The organism is Candidatus Polarisedimenticolia bacterium, from assembly GCA_036004685.1.
Lineage (GTDB): Bacteria > Acidobacteriota > Polarisedimenticolia > Gp22-AA2 > AA152 > DASYRE01.
On sequence record DASYRE010000030.1, the window covers coordinates 1 to 23,336 of the forward strand.

A 23,336-nucleotide genomic window follows, 5' to 3' on the forward strand; every position below is an offset into this window, starting at 1 on the left:
GATCTCTACCTGGAAATGACCGAGTCGGGGGTCATCACGCCGGGAGACTTCCAGAAATCCAAGGCGGCGTTGATCTACGGTCAGATGACCGAGCCCCCCGGCGCTCGGCTGAGGGTGGGACTGTCCGCTCTGACGGTGGCCGAGTACTTCCGGGACGTGGGTGGACAGGACGTCCTCCTCTTCATCGACAACATCTTTCGCTTCACCCAGGCGAACTCCGAAGTCTCGGCGCTCCTCGGGCGCATGCCGTCGGCCGTCGGCTACCAGCCGACCTTGTCGACCGATCTCGGAGAGCTCCAGGAGCGGATCACGACCACGCGCAAGGGATCGATCACCTCGGTGCAGGCGATTTACGTTCCGGCGGACGATTACACCGATCCAGCCCCGGCGACGACGTTCGCCCACCTCGACGCCTCCACGAACCTGTCCCGCAAGATCTCGGAGCTCGGAATCTACCCGGCGGTGGATCCTCTCGCTTCCACGTCCCGCATCTTGGATCCGCGGATTCTCGGGGAGGAGCATTACGACACCGCCCGCGCGGTCCAATCGGTCCTGCAGCGGTACAAGGAGCTCCAGGACATCATCGCGATTCTCGGAATCGACGAGCTGTCCGAGGACGACAAGATCGCGGTCGCCCGGGCGCGCAAGATCCAGCGCTTCCTCTCCCAGCCGTTCTTCGTGGCGGAGCAGTTCACCGGTATTCCCGGCCGGTACGTTCCGATCGCCGAGACGATCCGCGGCTTCCAGGAGATCGTCGCCGGGAAGCACGACGAGATCCCGGAGCAGGCCTTCTACCTCGTCGGCACGATCGACGAGGCGCTGGAGAAGGCCGAGAAGATGAAGACGGCCGTCTAGACACTGAAGGAGCCTGTGTGCTGCCGGAGAAGCTTCAGCTCGACGTCGTCACCCCGGAGCGCGGACTGGTCAGCGAAGCGGTCGACGAGGTGATCCTTCCGGGGACGGAGGGATACCTCGGCGTCCGGCCGGGGCACGCCCCCCTCCTCACGACGCTCAAGGTGGGATCGATCGAGTATCGCAAAGGCAGGGAAGTCCTCTATCTCGCCGTTTCCTGGGGCTTCGCCGAGGTTCTTCCCGATCGGGTCGCGATCCTGGCGGAGACCGCCGAAAAGGCGGAGGAAATCGACGTGGTTCGGGCCCGTCACGCCAAGGAGCGGGCGGAGGGGCGGTTGAAGAAGCCCGAGCAGGACACCGATTTCAGCCGCGCCCAGATCGCCCTTCAAAAGGCCCTCATCCGTCTGCAAGTCGCGTCGAAGGCGCAGGCCGCCGTCCGGGATTCCTGATTCGCCGCCTGATTGCCGGCCGAATCGGGAGGCCGATGGGAATGAAGCGCTTCTCGCTCCGGAACGTCCCGGCGGTCGCCCTCGCCTCGCTTCTCCTGGCGGGCTGCGGCGCCGGCCGAGAAGTGGTCCTCGGCGCCGTCCTATCGCTTTCGGGAGAAGGGGCGTATTACGGCCAGGCCATCCGCCAGGCGATGGATCTGGCGGTGGATCGCGTCAACGCCGAAGGGGGAATCGGCGGGAATCCGCTGCGCATTCTCTACCGCGACAGCGGAAGCTCTCCCGACGGGGCGGAGAAAGCCGCCCGGGATCTCTTCGACCGCCACGACGTTCCCTTGATCTTCGGCGCCGTCTTGAGCTCCGAGACCCTGCGCCTCGCCCCTCTTGCTGAAAGCCGGCACAAGATCCTCCTGAGTCCCGCCTCCTCCAGCCCGGAGATCAGCCGCGCCGGCAAGCACGTGTTTCGCGTCTATCCCTCCGACGTTCTGGAGGGGGCCTACATGGCGCAGCTGGCCTCCGAGGAGCTCGGATTGAAGCGCATGACGGTGCTCGCCATCGACAACGAATTCGGCCGGGGGATCGCGGAGGTCTTCCTGCGCGGATTCCATGGCGACGCGCCGCCCGTCGTGATGTTCTACGCTCCGAAAGGGACCGATCTGGCGGCCCTCGCGGAGAAGGCCCGCCGGGCGGGGGGGGACGGGATCTACCTCGTCGGGTATTACAATGATATGGGGATCCTCCTCCGGGAGCTTCGCAAGCGGGGCACCCCGGGGCGGATCCTCAGCTCTTCGAGCCTCGGCAGTCCCCGAAGCCTCGAAGAGGCGGGGGAGGCGGCCGAAGGAGTCATCTACCCGGCCACCGTCTTCGATCCGGAAAGCGACGATCCGCCGGTGGCCCGGTTCGTGAGAGACTTCAAGGCCCGCTATGGCGGCCTGCCCGATCTCTACGCCGCTCACGGATATGACGCGGTGCTGGTCGCGGCCGCCGCCATGCGCCAGGCGGGAGGCGCCGTCCCCGAGCGGATCGCCCAGGAGCTCCTGGCGATTCAGGAATTCAGGGGAGCCTCCGGCGTCATCAGCTTCGATCCCGAGGGAGATGTGGTGCAGTTTCCCCGCGCCTACATCGTTTATCAGGGGAAAGCGATGCTCTACCGGGAATTCCTCGAGCGCACCCGAGGTCGACAGGAGGCGGGACGGACGCGAAGCCGGTGACGGAGCTTCCGCCTTCCGCCGGTCGGCCCACCCCGCTTCAGACCAAGCGGGAAGGGATCGATCTGTCGATCGTGATTCCGGCCTACAACGAGGAGCGGAGGATCGTCCCCACCCTCGAGGCGATCGCCGCCTATCTCGCCCGGACGGCGACGAAGGCGGAGATCCTGGTCGTGGACGACGGGAGCGCCGACGGCACGGCGGCGCGCGTCGGCGAGCTGGCGGCCTCGATCCCCTCCCTGCGCCTGCTGAGCAACGGCCGGAATCGCGGCAAAGGCTTCAGCATCCGCCACGGCTTCTCCGAGAGCCGCGCTCCGCTGGTCCTCCTCACGGATGCCGATCTCTCCACTCCCATCGAAGAGGTCGAGAAGCTGATTCCGTCCCTTCGTGACGGGAAAGCCGGCATCGCCGTTGGATCCCGGGCGCTGGCGCCGGAGCTCGTCGAAGTCCGGCAGGGGCCGCTCCGGCAGGCCATGGGCAAGGGCTTCAACCTCGTGGTCCGGACGCTCACCGGCCTATCGATACGGGACACGCAGTGCGGATTCAAGCTGATGGATCGCCGGAGGCTGGCCCCCGTTTTCGCGGTCGCCCGCGTCGATCGCTTCTCCTACGACGTGGAGATCCTCTACCTGGCCCACCGCCGCGGCATCCGCATCGAGGAAATCCCGGTGATCTGGCGGGACTCTCCGAATTCTCGGGTGAGCGTTCTGGGCGACCCGCTTCAAATGTTCGTCGACGTCGTGCGAATCGTCTGGCGCGATCGCGCCGGCCGCTACCGGGAGCCGTCGTGAGGCGATCGTCCAAAATCGTCTCCCGGTCCGGGTTGAGCCGGATTTCCCGCCGGATGGACAGGAACGGCGAGCGGCTCGTCCTGACGAACGGCTGCTTCGACCTCCTTCATGCCGGCCACGTCCGGCTGTTGCGAGAGTCCCGCCGCCTGGGAGAGGCCCTCGCCGTCGCCGTCAACAGCGACGCGTCGGTGCGGAAGCTCAAGGGCCATGGCCGTCCAGTGATCGGAGAAAGAGAGCGGCTGGAGATTCTCGCCGCGCTGGAGGCGGTGGATTACGTGCTCCTTTTCAACGAGGAGACGCCCGAGCTCCTGATTCGCGCCGTACGCCCCGCCGTTCTGGTCAAGGGAGGGGACTGGGGGAGGGCTCGCGTCGTTGGGAGGAAGACGGTCGAGGAGGATGGCGGAGAGGTCCGCATCCTGCCCTTGCGCAAAGGGGTGTCCACCACCCGGATCATCCGGCGAATCGTGGAGAGGTTCGGGCGGTGAGCGGCGAGATCGCGTCCCTGCTGACCTCGGTCGGACTGAGGGACGGGATGCCCCGTCTCGCGGCCTCGATTCTGGCGCAACGCCCCGCCGCGCTCGTCGGCCTCGCCGGCTCCGCCCGGGGCCTCCATCTTCTTCTCCTGCGCCGCGAGCTGAAGCGCTCCCTACTCGTCGTCGTGGCGGGAGATCAAGAGACGGAGCGCTGGGAGAGAGATCTCAAAACATGGCGGATTCTCCTGGGCGATGAGAATCTGCGCATCGACACCCTTCCCTCCCTGGACGCCGACCCCTACCAAGGCCTCTCCCCCCATCTTCAGGTGAGCTGCGAGCGGGTCGTGGCCTTGAATCATCTTCTGAGTCCGGACCCGGCGGTGATCCTCATGCCCGCGCGGTCGCTGATCTACGCCGTGCCCTCCGCGGGCCTCTTCACCCATGCGCGGATGTCGGTCAGCCAGGGCATGAACCTGAGCCCGGATCGTCTCTGCACGCTGCTCATTCCCGCCGGTTATGCGAGGGTGGAGCACGTCTCCTCGCCCGGCGAGTTCGCCCGGCGCGGGGGCGTGGTCGACGTCTTTCCCCCGCAGGTCGAGGTGCCCTGCCGGCTCGAATTCTACGGAGAGGAAATCGAATCGATACGCGCCTTCAATCCGGAGACGCAGCGCTCGATGGACCGCCTGGAAGCGCTGGAGATCCTTCCGGTGCGGGAGGTTCCGCTGACGCCCTCATCGCTGGGGTCCCTCGAGTCGCGCCTTCGATCCTTCCATTCGGAGGCGGGGGCCGACCAGAGAGAGAAGCTCCTGGAGGAGATCCGTCAGGAGGAGTACTTCCCCGGCATCGAGGCCTTCACCCGGCTGATCGATTCGGAGGCGGTGCCGGCTCCCCGCTTCGCTCCCGAATCGCTCCTGGTGGTCGAGGAGCCGGCCTCGGTCCTCGAGGAGGTCCGCAAAGAGTGGGAGGAGATCCTGTCGCGCTACGAGTTCTCCGAGGCTTTCGGCCTTCCGCCGCCGGGAGAGGTCTTCGTCGACAAGATTCAGGTCGAGAAGATGGTCGAGACGGCGCCCCTGATCCTCTCGGAGCTGCCCTTGACGGAGCGGCCGGAGGCCATGCGGATCTCCTGCCTGCCCGCGCGCCAATATCTGGATCGCCTGCCGGCCCTGGCGACCGACCTCGCCGCGGCGGCGGCCGCCGGGTGGCGGACCCTGCTGCCGGTCGGCAGCCATGGCAGGATGGAGCGCCTGGGCGAGATTCTCCGGGATCTTGGCGAGCCGGCCACGCTCGTCGAGGATCCGCGAGCCGCCGTCCCCGCCGCCGCCTCCCGGCTCATCCTCCCCGGCTCCCTGGACGAAGGGTTCGCCCTTCCCGAGGCGGGACTCCTGGTCGTCGCCGAGCGGGAGGTGTTCGGGGAGATCCACGAGAAGGAGAGCCGCCGCCGGCGGCTCGGCGTCTTCTCCCCCGATTTCCGCGATCTGAAGGTGGGGGACCTGGTGGTCCACGCCGATCACGGCATCGCCCGCTACGCCGGCGTGATCCGGATGGAGGAGAACGGACGGGCGGCCGACTTCATGGAGCTTCATTTCGAAGGGAAAGACAAGCTCTTCGTCCCGGCGGATCGCCTCGACCTGGTCCAAAGGTACAGCGGCGCGGGCGCCCACCACCCGAAGCTCGATCGGCTCGGCGGCGTCACGTGGGAACGGACGAAGCGCAAGGTGCGCCGCGCGATGCGGGACATGGCGGAGGAGCTGCTGCAGCTCTACGCCGCCCGGAAGGCGGCCCCCGGACATGCTTTCGGCCCCGATTCCCCCTGGCAGCGGGAACTCGAGACCTCGTTTCCGTTCGAGGAGACGCCCGACCAGAGGAAAGCGATCGAGGAGGTCAAGGCCGACATGGAGTCGTCCCTGCCCATGGACCGCCTGGTCTGCGGCGACGTCGGCTTCGGCAAGACCGAGGTGGCGCTCCGGGCAGCCTTCAAGGCGGTGATGGAGGGGAAGCAGGTGGCGCTGCTCGTTCCCACCACCGTCCTCGCGACGCAACACCTGAATACTTTCCGCGAACGGTTCGCCGGCTTTCCCGTCCGCGTCGACATGCTCAGCCGGTTCCGAACGCCGATCGAGCAGCGGGCGGTGGCGAACGACCTGGAGGCGGGCAAGGTGGACGTCGTGATCGGAACCCACCGGCTCCTGTCCCGGGACGTCCGGTTCAAGGATCTGGGGCTGCTGGTGGTCGACGAGGAGCAGCGCTTCGGCGTGGCGGCGAAGGAGAGAATCAAGCAGTTCAAGAAGAACGTGGACGTCCTCGCGATGAGCGCCACCCCGATCCCCCGGACGCTGCAGCTTTCCCTCGCGGGCATCCGGGATCTCTCGGTCATCGAGACCCCGCCGCGGAACCGGCTCGCCATCCAGACCCACATCGTGCCGTTCCGCTCGGGGGTGATCGTCACGGCGATTCGCGGGGAGATGAACCGGGGCGGCCAGGTCTATTTCGTCCACAACCGGGTGGAGAGCATCGCGTCGATGGCGGGCCTGCTTCGCAAGGTCGTCCCCGAGGCGAGGATCGCGGTGGCCCACGGCCAGATGGGGGAGCGGGAGCTGGAGCGCACCATGCTCGACTTCCTGCGCGGCGAGAGGGACGTCCTGCTGACGACGACCATCATCGAGAACGGCCTGGACATCCCGCGCGTGAACACGATCCTCGTGAACCGGGCGGATCGTTTCGGCCTGGCGCAGCTCTACCAGCTGCGGGGGCGCGTCGGCCGATCCGATCGCCGCGCCTACGCCTACTTCCTCGTCCCGCCGCGCACCGTCCTCACTCCGGTCGCGCGCAAGCGCCTCAAGGCGCTCCAGGAGTTCAGCGACCTGGGATCCGGCTTCCGGATCGCGGCGATGGACCTCGAAATCCGCGGCGCCGGAAATCTCCTCGGCGCGGAGCAGCACGGGCACATCGCGGCGGTGGGGTTCGACACCTACTGCCGGCTTCTCGAGAGGACGGTCCAGGAGCTGAAGGGCGAGGAAGCCCCGCCCGAGCTCCGCACCTCGTTGAATCTCCGGATCGACGTGCGCCTCCCTGAGGAGTACATTCCGGATTTCAACCAGCGGCTCTCGCTGTACAAATGGATCTCCTCCGCGCAGGACCGCGAGGAGCTGGACCGCATCCGGGGCGAGATGCGCGACCGCTATGGAATGATCCCCGCCCAGGGCGAGAACCTCTTCTCGCTGGCCGAGCTCCGCCTCCTGGCGGAGAAGCTGCGCATCGCCGGCGTCGACTACTCGGGCGACAAGGTCTCGGTCCGGTTCGCTCCGGACTCGCCGGTTTCCCCGCAGCGTCTCATCGACGCGGTTTCGTTGTCGCGCGGCGCGGTCCTCACCCCCGAAGGGGTGATGAGGATTCCGGTCGGGAGCCGGGAGGATCAGCGCGTCGAAGGGGTCCGCGCGTTGTTGAAGGCCCTGCTTTGATGTGCTACAGTCTGCTAAAGACGCTTTCCCGCGGCACCTTTCGGCGTCCGGGTCTTCTGATCCTCGGGATCCTTTCGAAAATGAGACCGGAATTCCCCCGCGTTTTCCCGGCCGCGGCGCTTGCGGCGGGGTTGATTCTCTCCGGCGGCTGCTCGTCGTCTCCCGGCGCGGGCGGCGCCGCCGCTCCGGCCGTCTCGATCAACGACCAGGAGATCCCGTACGCCGATTTCGAGGCCTACCTGAAGGCGAACTTCGGGGAGGACCTCCCTCCCCGGGACGAGGCCGAGACACGCAGCCGCCTTCTCGATCAGTTCATCGAAGAGCGCCTCTTGCTCCAGCTCGCGGAGAAACGCAAGATCGAGATCCCCGACGAGAAGGTGACCGCCTATCTGGCGGGCCTGGGGGCCGGGACCGAGGCCGGTCCGGGCGGCAAGCCGGTCGACGCCGGCTTCCGCGAGCAGGTGCGCCGGAACCTGCTGATCCAGGAATTCAAGGATCACGTCCTGCTCAAGGAGATCCGGGTTGCTCCCGAGGAGGTGGACGCCTACTACCGCGAGCATCCGCAGGAATTCCGCGAGGCGCGCGCCGTGATCCTGCGCCAGATTCTCCTCGAGGACGAGGCGGAGGCGAAGCGGATTCTCTCGATCGTCAAGACCGATCCCGGCCAGTTCCAGGTGCTGGCCGAGCGCCACTCGGCCTCGCCCGATCGCGGCCAGCCCCGGCCCTACGAGGAGCAGGATCTCCCCGAGTCGATTCGGGCGATGGTTTTCGCGCTCTCCCCGGGCCAGATCAGCGACGTCGTCGAGGAGGGCGGGAAGTACCGAATCTTCCAGGCGGTCGACAAGCACGAGGGGAAGAACCTCGGCTTGGAGGAGGTCCGGAAGAAGATTGAAGGGACGCTCCTGCAGCGCAAGGCGGAGGAGGCTCTTGCGCGCGCCATGACGGAGCTGAAATCCACCGCCCGCATCCGGGTGCAGCGAAGAAACCTTCCGTTCAGCTACCGGGGAGATTACGGCGGATGAGACGGTGGCTCCGCGCCGCGGCCCTCGCGGGCTTCGTCCTGATCCCTCCCGGATCGATCGGCGCCGCGATTCTGGAGGAGATCGTCGCGAAGGTGAACAACTCGATCATCACCCGCACGGAATACGAGGAGCGCCTGGCCGTGTTCCGGCAGCAGATGAGCGAGAAGTACACCGGCGACGAGCTCGACCGGAAGATCGCCTCGGGGCAGGAGGCCCTCCTCCACAACATGATCATCGAGAACCTGCTCGTCCAGAGGGCGGACGTCCTTCTGGACATGGACAAGGTGCGGAAGAACCTCGTCGAGGACTTCAAGAAGAACCAGAAGATCGAGAGCGACGAGGAGCTGGAGCGCCTCCTCAAGGAGCAGAGCATGACGCGCCAGCAGCTCGTCGAGACGCTGGTCCGCCTGAACATCCCGCAGGAAATCATCAACTACGAGGTGCGCCGGAAGATCAGCATCTCGGACAAGGAGATTCAGCAATACTACGACTCCCACAAGGCGGAATTCACCCGGCCCGAGCGCATCTCGCTCCGGGAGATCGTGATCCTCTACGAGGACGCCACCCGTCAGGAGGCGAAGGCGCGCGCGGAGGGGGTGAGGCGGGAGCTGGACGCCGGGGCCGACTTCGAGGCGCTGGTCAAGCGGGAGTCCCAGGCCGCCTCCAAGGAGCGCGGCGGCCTCGTCGGTCCCTTCGCGCGCGGCGAGCTGCGCTCCGATCTCGAGAAGGAGGCCTTCCGGCTCCAGCCGGGGCAGATCGCCGGTCCGATCGAATCGGCCCGCGCCTACCAGATCGTGAAGCTCGAGAGCCGGGAGCCCGAGGAAGTCACTCCGCTCGACAAGGCGCGGGACGGGATCGCCGATCACTTGCGGGACGCCAAGTTCCAGGAGAAAGTGGACGCCTACCTCAAGAAGCAGTGGAGCGACAACTTCATCTACGTCTACCCCAAATTCGGCACCTCGGAGTGGCTCCCGGTGACCGCGGGGAACCCGCCGGAATCCGACTCGAAGCCCGAGCCGAAATAGTCCGACCGGCTCCCGGGACCGCCTCCGGCGGGAATTGGCGGGAGGAGCGCGGCTGTGTTAGGATGCGCCATCAAGAGCCCCCTGAGATTCCGGCGGCGATCCGCCGCCACAGACCACAAAGGCTTCAACCAAAACCGGCATCGAGAGGCGAGACCAGAGAATCTCACGGAAACCACAGCCGTCGCCTGAAGGTGAATCGCGGTGAAAGGACCGAATCGAAAAGGAGAGGAGATGATCAACCGGAAGCTCATCAGACCGAACCTATCCGACTTGAAGGACAAGATGACCGCTCCGGCGCACCGCCCGCAACGCAAGCAAGTCCCGCCCGAGCAGACGAACGCCGAAGCGTTCTACTACTTGAAGCAGATGAATTCGAAGACCCCCATGGTCGTCGTCCTCACCGACGGTGAGCAGCTTCACGGGGTCATCGAGTGGTACGACCGCACCTGCATCAAGGTGAATCGGGAAGGGGCCCCGAACCTGTTGGTGAACAAGCACACCATCAAATACATGTACAAGGCAGAGGAAATCGCCGGCGCCGACGGCCCGCCCGACGAAATCCGCTGAGCTCGCGCCGGTGAATCCCGCCCTCGCCCTGACCTGCGGAGATCCGGCCGGCATCGGCCCCGAGATCGCCGTCAAGAGCCTCTCCGATCTCGAGATCATCTCTTCCTGCCGTCTCGTGGTCGTGGGCGACGTGGCGCAGCTTCGCGGCACCGCGGCCTCCCTGCAGATCGACCTTCCGCAGAGCACCCAGGCATGGGACGGCAAGAGCCCGCTGGAAGGAGCGGGGCCCTTCCTGCTGGATCTCGGGCCGACCGGCCCCGAGGCGCAGCCGGGAAAGCCCTCGGCCGACTCCGGAAAAGCCGCCATGGCGGCGATCCGCAAGGCGGTGGCCCTCGCCTGGGAGAAGAGGATTCAGGGGATCGTCACGGCCCCGATCAGCAAGAAGGCGATTGAGATGGCCGGTTTCGAGGCCACGGGCCACACCGAGATCCTGGCCAAGCTGACCGACAGCCGCCAGGTCGGCATGATGTTCGTCACTCCGACGTTCAAGGTCGTCCTCCTGAGCACGCACCTCTCGCTCCGCCAGGCGATCGCCTGCGTCACCCGGGACCGGCTCGCGGGGATGATCCGGTTCGCCCAAAAGGAGCACAAGCGGATCTTCGGGGCCGAGCCGAGGATCGGCGTGGCCGGATTGAATCCCCACGCGGGAGAGGACTCGCTCTTCGGGGAGGACGAGGAGAAGGAGATCGCCCCGGCCATCGAGTCGTGCCGCGAGGAGGGGATCGACGTCTGGGGTCCCTACCCGCCCGATTCGGTCTATCTCCGGGCGATGCGCGACGAGATCGATCTCGTCGTGGCTCTCTACCACGACCAGGCCACGATTCCCGTGAAGATCTCGTCGTTCGGAAAATCGGCCGGCCTGACCCTCGGCCTGCCCTTCCTGCGCACTTCCGTGGATCACGGCACCGCCTTCGACATCGCCGGCAAGGGGGTCGCCGATCCCTCCAGCCTGCGGGAGGCGATTTCCCTCGCCGTGCGCCTGACCCGAAACTCCGCCTAGCGTCGCGATTCCAAAATCTCCTTCCCCCAGGCGGGTGACCGCGGCGGGTTCGAGTCGCCGGGACCAGAGATCGGGTTGCGCCTCGCGCGAATCGTCTGCTTCCCGGGAAGATTCGCGCCGCGCGGAGCTTGGGGATTCGACCGGAGGGAGTAGACGACGATGTCGCCCACGAGCAGGATCGGAGGCTCGAGACGCCGGGTGAGCGCCACGAAGGCATTCCTGCCGGCCGCGTCGGTCCAGGGCAGCACGGGATAGTCCTTGCCCAGGCGGCGCATCTCGGAGACGTTGACGAGGAGGTGAGTGTAACCCGCCTCGGCGAGACGGGTGACGACCGCATCCGGTGAGGGCCGACCGCGCAGGGCGGCCCCGAGAATCGAGCGATCGTGCTGCGAGCTGGTTTCGAAGCGCCTGGGGAACAAGAAGCCCCGTGGCTCCGCGACGAGCAGCACGCGCGCGTCCTCGGGCAGGGAGGCGCACTCGAGGAACGCCGGGTAGGGATTCGAGACGAGAAGCGTCCGGTAGACCTCCGCGGGCTCGCCCGTCATCGACCATCCGCCGAGCTGACGGAACATTTCCAGGGCCGAAGTCGTGCCGCCCACGAGCAGCCACGCGATGGCCGAAAACGCCACCGCGGCTCCCGCGCGCCGGCGCCCGCATCCCGCGGCGATCAGAAAAAGAATCAAGGACGGGACGAGGAACCGGTCCAACGCCCCCGTCAGAGCCCACAGGAGAACGCCGAACAGCGCGATCCCGGCGAGCTTCCGCGCCGATCGCCGCCCGCTCAAGCCGGCTCCGATGAGGCCCGCCGTGGCGGCGGGTGCCAGGATCCACGCTTTTGCGGACAGGGCTTCCCAGGATCTCCGGACGAGATCGACGGGACTGCCGGCGAGATGGAGATTGCTCCTCGCGTCCCGCCACAGCGTCTCGATCCCCTCACGATGCCAGCCGAGGGGCGCCAGCGGATCGTGAAGCAGCGCGGCGTTCTTCAGCCACCAAGGGGCTGAGCCGGCGATGACGGCCGCCGCGAACGCCGCCGCCGAAACGACGGGCCTTCGGCGTGACGCCACGATAAGCGGCGCGCCGAGGGCCGCCCAGAAGAGCCCTTGGAGTCTCGCGGAAGCGGCAATTCCCGCCATCCATCCGGCGGCGGCGCTCCCTCGGGCGGTCCGGGCCGACAAGGCGAGCGCCACGGCGGTGAGGGTTCCGGACAGCATCCATGCTTCCGCCATCGGAAAGCCGGCTGAAAGCGGCGCCACCGGAAGGTAAAGCACACCAAGCCCGATCAGCCAGGCCCGGAGGGGGGCAGCGCCCAGGCGCCCGGCCAGGCTCCGCGCCGCGGCGGCCGCGACGCAGACCCCGAACAGATGAATCAGGCCGGGGGCCCGCACCGCCTTGACCGACAGCGGCAGTGCGTAGATCAGCTGCGCCAGGGGGGGGAAGGAGGAGAACAGGTTTCCGCGATGCGCGCCGAGGGCTCCCTCACGGAGCGCCTGCCAGGGAAGCCCGAGATGGTAGACCCACGCGTCGTAGAAGAAAGGAGGGGCGAGAGCGACGGCGATCAAAGGAAAGGCCGCGAGGAGGTAGCTCGCGGGGCTTCTCGTTCGGGCTAAAAGTCCCTTCCAGCGCCCCCCCAGCGCCGCCAGGCAGGCGGTGGCGATCAGCGGCCCGGGGCCAAACCAGCCCGCCAGGCCGAGACAGAGGACCGCCAGGCCCAGCGCCCAGGAGCCGAAACACCACGCCGCCGCCGATCGAAGGGAGGGAGGGACCGGAATCCGGAGCAGGAGGCGGATTCTCTCGCCCATCGCGAGCAAGAGGATGGTGACGAGAACGGCGACGGCGGAGCCGGCGAGCAGGTCCTTGCCCATCTCCTCTGGCTCTCTGATTCGGGTGGTGCCCGGGACGCCTCAGGGCCGGAAGGCTTTCCGGACCTCCTCCAGGAGGGAAGCGTGTAGCATCGGCGGCGAGGCGACGATGTCCCCCGAGCCCAGGAAGCCTTCCTTCCCCTCGAAGTCGGTCACGGTTCCTCCCGCCTCCCGGATGATCAGCGCTCCGGCGGCGATGTCCCAGGCGGAAAGCGAGCATTCCCAGAAACCGTCGAGGCGGCCGCAGGCGACGTAACAGCAATCCAGCGCCGCCGAGCCGTCCCGCCGGACCCCCGAGGCCGCCTGGATCAGCCGGCTCAGCGAATGCAGGAACTGCGGGAGCTGCGCCAGCGACCGGAAGGGAAAGCCGGTCACCAGCAGGGCCTCCGCGAGGCGCGGGCAATCCGAGACGGCGATGGCGGAGCCGTTCAGGGTGGCCCCTCTCCCGCGCGCCGCCGCGAACATCTCCTCCCGGATCGGGTCGTAGATCGCCCCCGCCGCCAGCACGCCGCCGGTGCGCACCGCCACCGACGTCGCGAAAAAGGGATAGCGGTGGATGAAGTTGGTGGTTCCGTCGAGCGGGTCGACGATCCACTCGGCGCCGGTGCCCGGCGCCGCCGCCGACTCTTCGGTCCGGATGGCATGCTCCGGATGCCGCGCGCGGATAAGCCCGACGATCGCCTCCTCCGAGTCGCGATCGGCGCGCGTCACGAAGTCGTTCCGCCCTTTCTCCGTCACCGCCAGCTGCCGGCCGCGTCCCAGATGCCCTTTCAGGATCTCGCCTCCGCGCCGCGCCGCGTCCAGCGCCGTGACGAGGAGCGTGCCGGGATCGAGGGCCGATCCGGGATTCTCAGGCTCGCGGGTGGGCTTTGCCATAGGTTCTCAGGAGGCGCTCGGTCGAGACGTGCGTGTACTTCTGGGTCGTGGAGAGCGAGGCGTGGCCGAGGAGCTCCTGGATCGATCGCAAATCGGCTCCGGCGTCGAGCAGGTGGGTCGCGAAGGAATGCCGCAGCGTGTGCGGCGAGACTTTCCGCAGGATGGCGCACTGCCGGATGTAGCGATCGACGATCCGCCGCACGCTCCGCACGTTCAGGCGCGTGCCGCGGAAATTCAGGAAGAGGGCGTCCCCGCCTCTTCCCGGCCTGGGCTCGAGATCGGCGCGCCGGCGCAAATAGACCCGGATCGCGGCGATCGCCTTCGAGCCGACCGGCACCATCCTCTCCTTCTTCCCCTTCCCGAGCACCCGCATCATGCCGTCGCCCAGGTCGAGATCGTCGAGATCGAGCCCCGTCAGCTCCGAGACGCGGACGCCGCTGGCGTACAGCAGCTCGAGGATCGCCCGATCCCGCGCCCCCAGGGGGGCGGAATCGTCGGCGATCTCGACGAGGTGCTGCACCTCGACGACGCTGAGCTGCTTCGGAAGCCGCTTCTCCTGGCGCGGCGTCGCCACCGCCGCGGCGGGGTTCGCGCTCAGCTTCCCCTGGCGTTTCAGATAGCGGAAGAAGGAGCGGATGGCGGCCAGCTTCCGGGCCACGGTCGAGCGCTTGGCCTGCCGTCGATGCAGATCGCCGAGGAAGGCGCGCACCGCCAGCCGATCCACCTGTTTCGGCGCCACCTCGCGACCGCCTCCGACCTCCTTCTCCAGAAACGCCGCGAACTCCCCGAGATCCGAGCCGTAGGCGCGCAGCGTCTCGGCCGAGGAGTTCACGTCGAGGCGCAGATGGCGGAGGTAGGCTCGGATGGCCGATTCCACGGCGCTCCTTTCCGGATCAGCGCGCCGGCGCGACCGGTGAAAGGGCCTCCTCGAAGGAGCTCAAGTCCTCGAGGGCCCGGCGGATCAGCAACTCGTGGCGCCGTCGCTTGTCGCGCACGGGGGGCGCGAGCGGCGGCAGGAGCCCGAAGGCGATGTTCGCGGGCTGGTAATCGTCGCGATCCGCCGAGGAGATGTAGCGCCCCAGGGAGCCCAGCGCGGTGGTCGCGGGGAAGGGGACGGCGGCGGCTCCCGCGGCCAGCCGCGCGGCGTTGATGCCGGCGATCAGCCCCGAAGCCGCCGACTCGAGGTATCCCTCGACTCCGGACACCTGTCCCGCGAAGAAGAGGTCGGCGCGCTTCCGGGTCTGGAACGTCGGAAGAAGGATGGCCGGCGCGTTGATGTACGAATTGCGGTGGATCATCCCCAGCCGCACGAACGACGCCTTCTCGAGCCCCGGAATCAGCCGGAACACCCGTTCCTGATCGCCCCACCGGAGGCTGTTCTGGAATCCCACCAGGTTGAAGTGCTCGGCGGCGGCATTGTCCTGGCGGAGCTGGACCACGGCGTGCGGCCGCCGCCCGGTGGCGGGATCGACGAGCCCGACCGGCTTCATCGGGCCGAAGCGCAGCGTCTCCCGGCCCCTTCGCGCCATCTCCTCGATCGGCAGGCAGCCCTCGAAGAAGCCGGTGTCCTCGAAATCCTTCCTCGGGACCGTCGCCGCGCCCAGGATCGCGTCGATCAAGCGCTCGTACTGCTCCTCGTCGAGCGGGCAGTTCAGGTAGTCGTCGTCCCCCTTGCCGTAGCGGGAAGCCCGGAACACTTTCGAGAGATCGATCGATTCGGCCTCCACGATCGGGGAGACGGCGTCGAAGAAATAAAGGTGGTCGCGTCCGGTGAAGCGGCCGATGTCCTCGAAGAGCGACGCCGAGACGAGCGGGCCGCTGGCGACGATGACGATCCCTTCCGGCGGAAGGGCGGGCATCTCGCGGCGATGGATCCGCACTCCGGCGAGCGAGGTCAGGGCCTCGGTGACCCCTCGCGCGAATCCCTCGCGGTCGACGGCGAGCGCCGAGCCCGCCGGGATCCGGTGAGTGTCGGCCACCTTCAGGATGAGGGAGCCGCACCGCCGCATCTCCTCTTTCAGCAGGCCCGTGGCGGTGTCGCGGGAGTCGGACTTGAAGGTGTTGCTGCAGACCAGCTCGGCGAAGTCCCCTGTCTTGTGGACCGGAGTCTGCCGTTCGGGGCGCATCTCGTAGAGGTCGACCGGGTGGCCCCGGTGGGCGATCTGCCAGGCTGCCTCGGATCCGGCGAGTCCGGCTCCGATGACGCAGACGGGTTGACGGCTGGGGTCGGGCACTCGGGCGCTCCTTGGCGGGGATTCGACGCGAAAGGAAGGCGTCATTCTATCACGGCGGCGATTCCGGGCAAGGCCGCGTTCGCCGAGGTCTTGCCTCGAGTTCCGCCGGGAAGGAAGCTCCCGCGATCCGGCGAGGCCCTGAGTTGCTCTCGCGTCGCGGGCTCAAAGAAGCATCGAGTCGGGGGGAGCGAGGAGAGTCTCGAAGTGGGTCGAGCGGGCGTCGAACCGGGACAGGATGGCTCGGGCCTCCGGCGGCACGACGGCGGCCTCGTAATCCTCCCCCGCGAAGGCCCGGACCGCTTCCAGCGAAGCGAAGAAGGTCAAGGTCACGAACTCGACTTCCTCCCCGTCCTCCCGGCGCATCAAGAGAGCTCCGCGATAGCCCGGGACGCGGTGGATTCCCGGAAGGATTTCGACGCGCAGGAGGGCCTCGTAGGATTCGGCGTTCTCGCGCGGCGTCCATCCGTGCCAAAGCCGGCCAATCATCTCGTCCTCCCCGCTCCCTCTCGGTCCCGCCCGGACTCGCGCCTCGAGGGTCTCATCGTCAACCGTCGCCGGCGCAGGGCCCGCTCGAAAAGCTCCGCCGTTAGGACGTCCGGGCGATCGCCGCGCGCGAGGCCGCGAGGCCGGCTGCGTTTCGCCGCTCGAACAGCGAGAGCAGCGGCCCCGTCATGCAGGTCGTGACGACGGCCATGAGGACCATGATGGTGTACATCCGCGGAGCGAGAATCCCGAGATCGTATCCGATGTTGAGGACGACCAGCTCGATCAGGCCGCGCGTGTTCATCAAGGCTCCGATCGACAGCGCCTCGTGCCAGCCCAGCCCCGTCCAGCGCGCGGCCAGCGCTCCGGCCCCCAGCTTCCCGGCGATGGCCACCGCGATCACGGCCAGGCACGCCAGGTAGCTCCCGGTGTCGTCGAGCAGGCCGAGCCGGGTCCGCAGTCCGGCGAACGCGAAGAAGAGGGGCAGGAGGAAGACGGTGCAGATCGGCTCGAGGCGCTCCTTGAGGAAGCCGCGCAGGTGCGTTTGGGGAGAAAGGGCCACGCCGGCGAGGAAGGCGCCGAAAAGAGCGTGGATCCCGATCGCCTCGGTGAACAGGGCGGAGGCGAAGATCAGTATCAGCGTCCCCGTCATCAGCGCCCGGCCGCGGGCGGCGCTCTCCAGCGGCTCCCCGGCGAACCGGCCGGCCAGCGGCTTCACCATGAAGAGCATGACGGCGGCAAACAGGACCGCCAGGAGAATCGTCAGGGCGGCCCCCGAAAGAGCCTGCGCCTGCACCACGGCGATCACCACCGCCAGCATGCACCAGGCGGTCACGTCATCCACCGCGGCGCAGGCCAGCGCAGTGTTCCCCAGCGCCGTGCCGGAGAGCCCCCGCTCCTTGAGGATGCGCGCCAACACCGGAAAGGCGGTGATGCTCATGGCGACGCCGAGGAAGAGCGCGAAGGCGGCAAAGGGAATGTTGGAAGCGGAGAGCGACCTGTAGAGGAGGAGCGCGAGCGCCGTCCCCAGAAAGAACGGCACGACGATGCTGGCGTGGCTCACCAGGACGGCCGCGTGGGCTTGCCGCCGGATCTGGAGCGTGTCGATCTCCGTTCCGACGACGAACATGAAGAGCACCACCCCGATCTGGCTGATGGCCTGGAGGAGAGCCAGCGAGGACGCGGGGAAGAGATATGCCTGGGCCCGCGGCGCGAGCATTCCGAGAAACGAAGGGCCGAGAAGGATCCCCGCCACCATCTCGCCGATCACCGCCGGCTGCGCCATGCGCCGGAAGAGGGTGCCGGTGAGCCGCGAGGCGAACAGGATGACCAGGACTTGCAGCAGGAGAACCGCCAGCGGGTGTCTCAGGTTCTCGCCCAGCCCTCCCGCGCTCGCCCTTTCGGGGGTGGACGGCACGCCGGCGGCGGGCAGGGAGTCGTGCCGGGTCTCGAGCCCTCTGCCCGCCTGGAGGATCATCAGGACGCCCGCCCCGAAGACGAGGATGAGGGCCGCGTAGATCAGGATGTTCTTGCGCACTCGTCCAAATCTCCGAAGAGGGAGCTTGCCCCCCGCCCTGGCCCGGCGGGTCGCATCATCTCGCCTCGTCCAATCCTTCCCGGCGGGCCATGAAGGCCCAAAGGAGCAGACCCGCGCCGGAGATCCCCGGCATGATCATCAGATGCAGGATCTCGAAGGCCAGCGAGCTGCCGCCGGATCCGTGCGACGGTCCCATGTAGCCGGTGGCCGCCGTCAGCAGGATCGAGACGAGCGCCAGCAAGACGACTCCGGCCGCTGCCAGGCCCCGATTCTCCTGCTTGGCGATCGCCCCTTGCACCAGGGAGCCGATCGCGAGCGGAGTCACCAGCCAGGTCGAGCCGATGAGCACCTGGGCCAGCGGACGGTGCAGTCTCTCCAGGGCCCCGAAGATCCCGGCGACCCCGACGATCCCCCAAAGAGCGAAAAGGGCCAAAGCGGCCTTTTCATTGAAGGCGCACCCGGCGCGCGGGTAAAGACGTCTCAGGAACCAGCCCGCGGCGCCGAGCAGCGGAAGCAGCAGCCACTTCAGGATTTCGATCATCGCGACTCGGCTCGATTCCCGGTTGTGCGGGACCTCTCGCGAGGCCGGCCTGGTCCGATTACTTCGCCGGGACCCGCGTGCTCGGATCGTCGGCCGGATTGACGTACGTCAGGGAGAATGGACCCATGCCGTGAACCTGGACCGTCGCGTCCGTCTTCGCCATGGCGTAGTGACGCATCTCGGCGGGCAGAAGCGCATAGCCTCCCGCCGGGAGGTCCTTCATCGCGGCTTGATTGAACTTTTCCCCCATGCCCAGCGCGAAGGTGCCCGATACCACCGTCACATTCTCATCGGTGGGATGCCAGTGCGGCGCGATCTTGTAGCCGGCCGGCATCTTCAGGCGCACCGTGAACAGGCCGGCCTTGCCAGGGTCCCCGGAGAGTACGGTGAAGGTGGCGCCCTTCTCGAAAACCGGCGGCGGATCCCCCCACTTGATGTCGGCCGCGGTCGTCAAGACGTGGCCCGGAGCCGTCGCTCCCTGGCCCCATGCAACCCCCACGATCGTCGCGAGCAACAGGACCGCCCATGAAAACGACTTGCGCATGGAAACCTCCTTAGGTTGTGGACGCCTTGATTTTTGGAATCCAACCGTGACATCGAGCCTGCCGGGCGCGTCGACCGGCCGATGAGCCCGGGTGCGATTTCTCGTGCATAGTACACTCAGGACCGAAAAAAAGGAGCCGCAAAAGTCGGTCCCCGTCAAGGGAGGCTGCCGGGGGGAATGCCGTCCGGACAGGCCTAACGGCTCGAAGGGACCTTGACGATCAAGTACACGATCTCTTTCCCGTCGACGGCGCTGATCCAGTGCGGCACTCCGGCTGGAATGACCACCACCTCTCCGCCGTGGATCGGCCGCCGGTCGCCGCCCGAAACCCCTCGGCCGCGCAGCTCTCCCGGCTCGGTCTCCTGCCCGCCGATCAAGGAGCCGCCGGTGACGAGCGTAGCATCTCCCCGCAGCACGTACCAGATGTCCGCGAAACGGGCGTGCAGCTCGGATCGGCCGGCCGAGGTTCGACGAACTTCCGCAACCGAATACTCCGGCGCGGCCGTCAGGCGCGCCGCATAGAAGCCCCCCCGGCCGGAGCGGTCCTCGGGAGCCTTTTGAATCGCCTCACGAACCTGCCCGGCGGTGAGAAAAATCACCGGGTCCTTCACTGCAGCCTCCTGGCCCAGCATCAGCATTGCGATAACCGCCCAGAACATGTGCTTCTCCTCCCGGGCTCCTGGTTGGGGATAGGACGCCGAAGGGCCTTCTGCGGAGTAGATTACCGCTTCTCCGGAGGGATGTTTCGGAGGGGAGAGGAGAAACTGGCGTGCGCGGCGGCGTCGACCGGCCGGTGCCGGACGGCGGCGCCCGCGGGATCCTTGCCCAGGAAGTTGTCTCCTTTCCAATTGCGCGACGGGCGGATGGGCCTGGGGACGAACCCTCCTCCGCAGTTCGGGCAGACGTTGCCGAGCACCGCGTCGACGCACGTCGCGCAGAACGTGCATTCATACGAGCAGATACGCGCTTCGAGCGAGTCGGGCGGCAGGCGCTTGTTGCAATGCTCGCAGGTCGGACGAAGCTCCAGCATCGTGATCCCCCCGCTCAATCCCTCAATGGCCTTCGATTCCCTCAGGATAACGGTCCGCCACGAGATTCAGTCGCACGTCGTGCTCGAGGAGCGCTTTGAGCCCCGCGAGCACCAGAGAGAATCCCTGGGTCGAGCCGGTCGCCTGTTTCACGAGCTCGTCGCCGTCGCCCTTGAAGCCGGACTCGGTAATCCCGACGAACGTGGTCCCGTCCGGGCGGGAAGTGAACGTCCATTCCACGGTGGCGGGACCGCCGGCTGCCGGCCACTCGATCACGATGCGGCGGTTCGGCTCGACGGCTTTGACGGTCACCGGAACCGAGATGCCGTACATTTCCCAGTCCCATTGGACCTGCCGGCCGGCTTCGAGGCGGCCGGTGCTCTTGGTGAACCAGAATTTCGCCGTGACGTCGGGGTTCACGAACGCGTCGAAAACCCTGGCCACGGGCTGGCGGATGAGCATTCCGGTCCTGGATACGGGCGCTTGGGTCAGCTTCAAATCGTCCATGCGGCCTCCTTTCGCGGCGCCTGTCCGGCCGGGCGGCCGGATGCGGCGCCGGGGCATCTCGACCCCACGGCAACGGAACGGGCCATCAAATCCCCGGCTCGCTTCGACTATAAGCGAGCCGGGGAAGGATGACGAGATCGCCCGATCTGAACGCCGCGGCCGGCCGCCCCGTGAGCGCTTTTTCGGGAGCCGGGCCTGGCTATCGCTCGACGGCTTTGAACCGATCCACCGCCCACTGGGGAGGCTCCGGATCGTCATTGAAGCGGATCGTCATCCCCTCGCTCTTCGCCCATCTCCAGAGCCACGTCGGACCGAAGGTCGTCACGAAGGTGTCCCGGATCCGATACGCCGGATCGGCCATCGCCGCGTCGAGGCTCACGAATCGGTAGCCGCGCCCTTCCAGCCGGGTCAGCAGCTCGTCGAGCGCGTCGGCGTTGAGGTCGTTGGCGTGGAGCAGGATCGTCTGGGGAATGTCGCGCCCGAACATCTCCCGCGACACGCGCTCGGCGAACTCCGTAGCGCGGATCACGAAGTCCACGTAGGACGAGCGCCAGCGCGCCGCGGACGGCCGATCCTCGCCGGGCAGTTGAACGTAGCCGGCGTTGAAAACGTAGTCCTCGCTGTCGATGGTGTGCGGCGCCATTTTGTAGCCGCGGGCGGCGAGGAACGCCTCGATGGCCTCCTTCTTCTCCCGGGTGTCCCCCGTGTGCGTCTTGGGAGGCCGGAAGTAGAGTTGGTAGGGTTCGCGGGGTTTCATCAGCCGGCGCGTAACGACCTCCCCCCTCAGGATCTCCGCTTCGAACTCCTGCACGCTGGTCGCGTTGAAATCGGCGTGCGAGTAGGTGTGATTGCCGAGGAGGACCCCCGCTTTGACCCATCGTCTCAGCAGGGCGGTCCGTGCCTTCGTCTCCGGGCCGTTCCCGAGCTTCGCTTCGTTCACGAAGGCCGCCGCGGGCGCGTGGTGCGACGACAGCATGCGCAGCAGGGCCGCCGTCGCGCGCTTCCCCCGGGCCACGTCGACCGCGGCGGCCGGCGCGGCATACGCGTACGGGAGGTCGTCGAACGTCAGAGCCATGGAGCGGGTGTTCCGGGCCGCTTCCGGCGCGTCCGCGGGAAGGATCGTCTGAACCGACGCGAGGGACGCCACGCCCGCCGCGAGCGCCGCGAGCATGAATGCGTTGATGGTTTTCACGAGTGTGCTGCGCATAAAAAGGTTGCGGCGCCGCCACTCCGGCGCGCCGGAAGCCATGGCTGCACCGGTTGCCGCGGCAAGCCTCAGCCGGAAAGCCGGGCGCGTACCGTCGCGAGGATCTTTGGACTTGAAGGAAGCAGGCCCAGCACGGCGCGCGCCCCTCCATCGACGACGGTCTCGCCGTCCACCAGCACCTTGAATTCTCCGTAACGCCCATGAACCATATCGACCTCGACTCCCAACTCGCGACGCAGCTTCGCCGCCACACGGACGGCATGAAGTCCCGAAATTCAAAACGCGCAATAGCGGACGGCGATCCGGGCCATGTTCACCCCCCAGGAAGGTCGAGTCACGCAAGCTTCGCCCCGTGTTCCTTCAGCAAGCCCTTCAGAATCGACCGGTGGCAGCGCGCTTCGTCGGCGCAGTAACAGCCCACCGAGAAGCTCGTCCGGTGAGACAGAGCCGCCAGCAGCGCGAGCAGCCGGGCGGCTTCGGGGCGCTTCATTTCGGCGCGGTATCGCCGGGCGTAGGCGCGCCATTCCCGCTCGTTGGCGGCCTGCAGCCCTTGCTTGACCAGGGCCGCCGAAGGCGCCAGGCCGGGGACCCACACGTCGTAGAAGTCGCGCGACGCATACTCGGCTTTCGGAACGCCGCGCGGCGGCCGCCGCACGGTCCCCAGACGCAGCCCCTCCGAGCGAGTTCGCGGCGTTCCCAACCTCACCACGCGAATCGGCATTCTCGTCCTAGTTCCCCTTGGCAAATCGGCGAAATTCGGTCCAAGGCTGTTCTCGCGGGCCGGGATCGCCGCATTCTTGGAGCTCGAAGCCTGTCTGGCTCGCGAGGGCGATCTCGCGGGGGTTCGGCAGTTATCGTCTCTGCCTTGCCTCGCTTCGCGTGACGCGCAGCCCGGCCCAGCGCCGGATCGCCACCAACGTCCACACCGCCTCGACCGCGGCGAAGGGCCAGGAATGGATCAGAAGTGCGTACAGAGACGCGGCGGCGCACGACGCCGCGAAGCCGAGTATGTAGATGTGGGACCGGCGCTCGAGCGCGTACATGACCATCATCGACGTCGCGGCGACGATGCCGAACGCTTCAACCAGCATGGTTCTCGGCGGCCTCCGCGTCTCTCCTCAAGCCCGTGCCCTTCCGATGGCGCTTTTCCAAGCCCTCCCGGACGGGAACCGCGATGCGCTTCAGGAAATCGAATGCGGCCGCGGCGGCGCGGGGCGCCGCGAAGCCCTTCACGGTCCGCCTGTCATAGCTGGGGCGCAATCGCCCGGGCCGCTTCTTCGGACGTCCGGACCGGGACGATCTCGAACTCGACCAGATCTTCCCAATGGTCCGTCCACTCCTTCAGGGCGGCCTGGCATTCCGCCTCCATGACCTGAAAGCAGCGCCCGAACTCCAGGTCGACCCAGCTCGAGACGTACTTCACCCCCTCCGGGGCCATCCTTCCCTGGTCCCGAAAACGGCGATACACGGCCGGAGCCTGACCCGGCCGGAAACGCTCGATCACCATGAACAGCATCGTGGGGAGCTCCAGGGACCTAGTGTTGCGTTTCGGAAATCATGTTAACACCGAGGTCGCCGAGGCGCCCGGATCGCAAGGCGCGCCAGAGCGTCGCGTACCCAAGGCGGTACGCAAGCGAGGCGCAACGCGGCGAGCCGGGATGGATCGGGGGCCGAA

Annotated in this window: 26 protein-coding genes; 10 read left to right on the plus strand and 16 right to left on the minus strand. The window is 67.4% G+C overall.

The features are described 5' to 3' along the window. From atpD to pdxA, 10 genes are all read left to right on the plus strand, one after another. The coding region (gene atpD / locus VGR67_06865) for a F0F1 ATP synthase subunit beta (GenBank protein HEV8336115.1) at window positions 1–855 on the plus strand (855 nt) is incomplete at its 5' end. Window positions 856–875: 20 nt separating this feature from the next. After that, the gene (locus VGR67_06870; protein ID HEV8336116.1) at window positions 876–1,301 is read left to right on the plus strand and encodes a F0F1 ATP synthase subunit epsilon; all 426 of its coding nucleotides are present in this window, start codon (window positions 876–878) and stop codon (window positions 1,299–1,301) included. 41 nt (window positions 1,302–1,342) lie between these two features. Further along, window positions 1,343–2,509, plus strand: coding sequence for an ABC transporter substrate-binding protein (locus VGR67_06875; GenBank protein ID HEV8336117.1), 1,167 nt, complete (start codon window positions 1,343–1,345; stop codon window positions 2,507–2,509). Continuing rightward, a complete protein-coding gene (locus tag VGR67_06880; GenBank protein ID HEV8336118.1) occupies window positions 2,506–3,297 on the plus strand; it encodes a dolichyl-phosphate beta-glucosyltransferase in 792 nt (263 codons plus the stop codon). Before VGR67_06875 ends, VGR67_06880 begins: the two co-directional genes overlap by 4 nt. Next, the gene (rfaE2, locus tag VGR67_06885; protein HEV8336119.1) at window positions 3,294–3,782 is read left to right on the plus strand and encodes a D-glycero-beta-D-manno-heptose 1-phosphate adenylyltransferase; all 489 of its coding nucleotides are present in this window, start codon (window positions 3,294–3,296) and stop codon (window positions 3,780–3,782) included. Before VGR67_06880 ends, rfaE2 begins: the two co-directional genes overlap by 4 nt. After that, entirely contained in the window at window positions 3,779–7,228 is a 3,450-nt protein-coding gene (mfd, locus tag VGR67_06890; GenBank protein HEV8336120.1) for a transcription-repair coupling factor, read from the plus strand. Before rfaE2 ends, mfd begins: the two co-directional genes overlap by 4 nt. Window positions 7,229–7,308: 80 nt before the next feature. Continuing rightward, entirely contained in the window at window positions 7,309–8,250 is a 942-nt protein-coding gene (locus VGR67_06895; protein ID HEV8336121.1) for a peptidyl-prolyl cis-trans isomerase, read from the plus strand. Further along, window positions 8,247–9,275: a peptidyl-prolyl cis-trans isomerase gene (locus VGR67_06900; GenBank protein ID HEV8336122.1), complete on the plus strand. Its 1,029-nt coding sequence runs from the start codon at window positions 8,247–8,249 to the stop codon at window positions 9,273–9,275. The genes VGR67_06895 and VGR67_06900 overlap by 4 nt, the downstream gene beginning before the upstream one ends. A gap of 231 nt (window positions 9,276–9,506) precedes the next feature. Continuing rightward, window positions 9,507–9,842 (plus strand): RNA chaperone Hfq, encoded by a 336-nt coding sequence (locus tag VGR67_06905; protein ID HEV8336123.1) that lies wholly within the window; start codon window positions 9,507–9,509, stop codon window positions 9,840–9,842. A 10-nt stretch (window positions 9,843–9,852) separates the two neighbouring features. Beyond that, complete coding sequence (gene pdxA, locus VGR67_06910; protein HEV8336124.1) at window positions 9,853–10,842, plus strand: 4-hydroxythreonine-4-phosphate dehydrogenase PdxA; 990 nt, start codon at window positions 9,853–9,855, stop codon at window positions 10,840–10,842. Here the strand turns inward: pdxA and VGR67_06915 are convergent. The 16 genes from VGR67_06915 to VGR67_06990 all read right to left on the minus strand — a co-directional run bounded on the left by VGR67_06915 (window position 10,839) and on the right by VGR67_06990 (window position 23,177). Then, complete coding sequence (locus VGR67_06915) at window positions 10,839–12,707, minus strand: hypothetical protein (protein HEV8336125.1); 1,869 nt, start codon at window positions 12,705–12,707, stop codon at window positions 10,839–10,841. The two genes, pdxA and VGR67_06915, sit on opposite strands and share 4 nt — an antisense overlap. A gap of 39 nt (window positions 12,708–12,746) precedes the next feature. Further along, window positions 12,747–13,580 carry an inositol monophosphatase family protein gene (locus VGR67_06920; GenBank protein ID HEV8336126.1) on the minus strand — a complete coding sequence of 278 codons (834 nt, stop codon included), beginning with the start codon at window positions 13,578–13,580 and terminating at the stop codon, window positions 12,747–12,749. Beyond that, entirely contained in the window at window positions 13,555–14,457 is a 903-nt protein-coding gene (gene xerC, locus VGR67_06925; protein HEV8336127.1) for a tyrosine recombinase XerC, read from the minus strand. Before xerC ends, VGR67_06920 begins: the two co-directional genes overlap by 26 nt. Window positions 14,458–14,473: 16 nt before the next feature. Then, the gene (trmFO, locus tag VGR67_06930) at window positions 14,474–15,814 is read right to left on the minus strand and encodes a methylenetetrahydrofolate--tRNA-(uracil(54)-C(5))-methyltransferase (FADH(2)-oxidizing) TrmFO (GenBank protein HEV8336128.1); all 1,341 of its coding nucleotides are present in this window, start codon (window positions 15,812–15,814) and stop codon (window positions 14,474–14,476) included. A 162-nt stretch (window positions 15,815–15,976) separates the two neighbouring features. Then, window positions 15,977–16,300 carry an antibiotic biosynthesis monooxygenase gene (locus tag VGR67_06935; protein HEV8336129.1) on the minus strand — a complete coding sequence of 108 codons (324 nt, stop codon included), beginning with the start codon at window positions 16,298–16,300 and terminating at the stop codon, window positions 15,977–15,979. A gap of 100 nt (window positions 16,301–16,400) precedes the next feature. Further along, window positions 16,401–17,834 carry a cation:proton antiporter gene (locus VGR67_06940; protein HEV8336130.1) on the minus strand — a complete coding sequence of 478 codons (1,434 nt, stop codon included), beginning with the start codon at window positions 17,832–17,834 and terminating at the stop codon, window positions 16,401–16,403. Between the two features lie 55 nt (window positions 17,835–17,889). Then, complete coding sequence (locus VGR67_06945; GenBank protein ID HEV8336131.1) at window positions 17,890–18,375, minus strand: hypothetical protein; 486 nt, start codon at window positions 18,373–18,375, stop codon at window positions 17,890–17,892. 58 nt (window positions 18,376–18,433) lie between these two features. Further along, window positions 18,434–18,919 (minus strand): cupin domain-containing protein, encoded by a 486-nt coding sequence (locus VGR67_06950; GenBank protein HEV8336132.1) that lies wholly within the window; start codon window positions 18,917–18,919, stop codon window positions 18,434–18,436. A gap of 194 nt (window positions 18,920–19,113) precedes the next feature. Further along, window positions 19,114–19,578: a hypothetical protein gene (locus VGR67_06955; protein ID HEV8336133.1), complete on the minus strand. Its 465-nt coding sequence runs from the start codon at window positions 19,576–19,578 to the stop codon at window positions 19,114–19,116. Window positions 19,579–19,640: 62 nt separating this feature from the next. Beyond that, window positions 19,641–19,949: a DUF1272 domain-containing protein gene (locus tag VGR67_06960; GenBank protein ID HEV8336134.1), complete on the minus strand. Its 309-nt coding sequence runs from the start codon at window positions 19,947–19,949 to the stop codon at window positions 19,641–19,643. A gap of 22 nt (window positions 19,950–19,971) precedes the next feature. Further along, window positions 19,972–20,454 carry an SRPBCC family protein gene (locus tag VGR67_06965; protein ID HEV8336135.1) on the minus strand — a complete coding sequence of 161 codons (483 nt, stop codon included), beginning with the start codon at window positions 20,452–20,454 and terminating at the stop codon, window positions 19,972–19,974. 199 nt (window positions 20,455–20,653) lie between these two features. Continuing rightward, entirely contained in the window at window positions 20,654–21,646 is a 993-nt protein-coding gene (locus VGR67_06970) for a polysaccharide deacetylase family protein (GenBank protein ID HEV8336136.1), read from the minus strand. An 83-nt stretch (window positions 21,647–21,729) separates the two neighbouring features. Then, the gene (locus VGR67_06975; protein ID HEV8336137.1) at window positions 21,730–21,870 is read right to left on the minus strand and encodes a hypothetical protein; all 141 of its coding nucleotides are present in this window, start codon (window positions 21,868–21,870) and stop codon (window positions 21,730–21,732) included. 125 nt (window positions 21,871–21,995) lie between these two features. Next, entirely contained in the window at window positions 21,996–22,382 is a 387-nt protein-coding gene (locus tag VGR67_06980; GenBank protein ID HEV8336138.1) for a DUF488 family protein, read from the minus strand. A gap of 130 nt (window positions 22,383–22,512) precedes the next feature. Continuing rightward, a complete protein-coding gene (locus VGR67_06985; protein ID HEV8336139.1) occupies window positions 22,513–22,752 on the minus strand; it encodes a hypothetical protein in 240 nt (79 codons plus the stop codon). A gap of 152 nt (window positions 22,753–22,904) precedes the next feature. Beyond that, on the minus strand, window positions 22,905–23,177 hold the full coding sequence (locus VGR67_06990) for a DUF3303 family protein (protein ID HEV8336140.1): 273 nt from the start codon (window positions 23,175–23,177) through the stop codon (window positions 22,905–22,907). Window positions 23,178–23,336: the final 159 nt, after the last annotated feature.

Coding starts and splice junctions, on each gene's coding strand:
- VGR67_06875 (HEV8336117.1), top strand. CDS start 1,343: ATGAAGCGCTTCTCGCTCCGGAACGTCCCGGCGGTCGCCCTCGCCTCG.
- VGR67_06895 (HEV8336121.1), top strand. CDS start 7,309: ATGAGACCGGAATTCCCCCGCGTTTTCCCGGCCGCGGCGCTTGCGGCG.
- VGR67_06900 (HEV8336122.1), top strand. CDS start 8,247: ATGAGACGGTGGCTCCGCGCCGCGGCCCTCGCGGGCTTCGTCCTGATC.
- VGR67_06905 (HEV8336123.1), top strand. CDS start 9,507: ATGATCAACCGGAAGCTCATCAGACCGAACCTATCCGACTTGAAGGAC.
- VGR67_06915 (HEV8336125.1), bottom strand. CDS start 12,707: ATGGGCAAGGACCTGCTCGCCGGCTCCGCCGTCGCCGTTCTCGTCACC.
- VGR67_06920 (HEV8336126.1), bottom strand. CDS start 13,580: ATGGCAAAGCCCACCCGCGAGCCTGAGAATCCCGGATCGGCCCTCGAT.
- VGR67_06935 (HEV8336129.1), bottom strand. CDS start 16,300: ATGATTGGCCGGCTTTGGCACGGATGGACGCCGCGCGAGAACGCCGAA.
- VGR67_06945 (HEV8336131.1), bottom strand. CDS start 18,375: ATGATCGAAATCCTGAAGTGGCTGCTGCTTCCGCTGCTCGGCGCCGCG.
- VGR67_06950 (HEV8336132.1), bottom strand. CDS start 18,919: ATGCGCAAGTCGTTTTCATGGGCGGTCCTGTTGCTCGCGACGATCGTG.
- VGR67_06955 (HEV8336133.1), bottom strand. CDS start 19,578: ATGTTCTGGGCGGTTATCGCAATGCTGATGCTGGGCCAGGAGGCTGCA.
- VGR67_06960 (HEV8336134.1), bottom strand. CDS start 19,949: ATGCTGGAGCTTCGTCCGACCTGCGAGCATTGCAACAAGCGCCTGCCG.
- VGR67_06965 (HEV8336135.1), bottom strand. CDS start 20,454: ATGGACGATTTGAAGCTGACCCAAGCGCCCGTATCCAGGACCGGAATG.
- VGR67_06975 (HEV8336137.1), bottom strand. CDS start 21,870: ATGGTTCATGGGCGTTACGGAGAATTCAAGGTGCTGGTGGACGGCGAG.
- VGR67_06980 (HEV8336138.1), bottom strand. CDS start 22,382: ATGCCGATTCGCGTGGTGAGGTTGGGAACGCCGCGAACTCGCTCGGAG.
- VGR67_06985 (HEV8336139.1), bottom strand. CDS start 22,752: ATGCTGGTTGAAGCGTTCGGCATCGTCGCCGCGACGTCGATGATGGTC.
- VGR67_06990 (HEV8336140.1), bottom strand. CDS start 23,177: ATGCTGTTCATGGTGATCGAGCGTTTCCGGCCGGGTCAGGCTCCGGCC.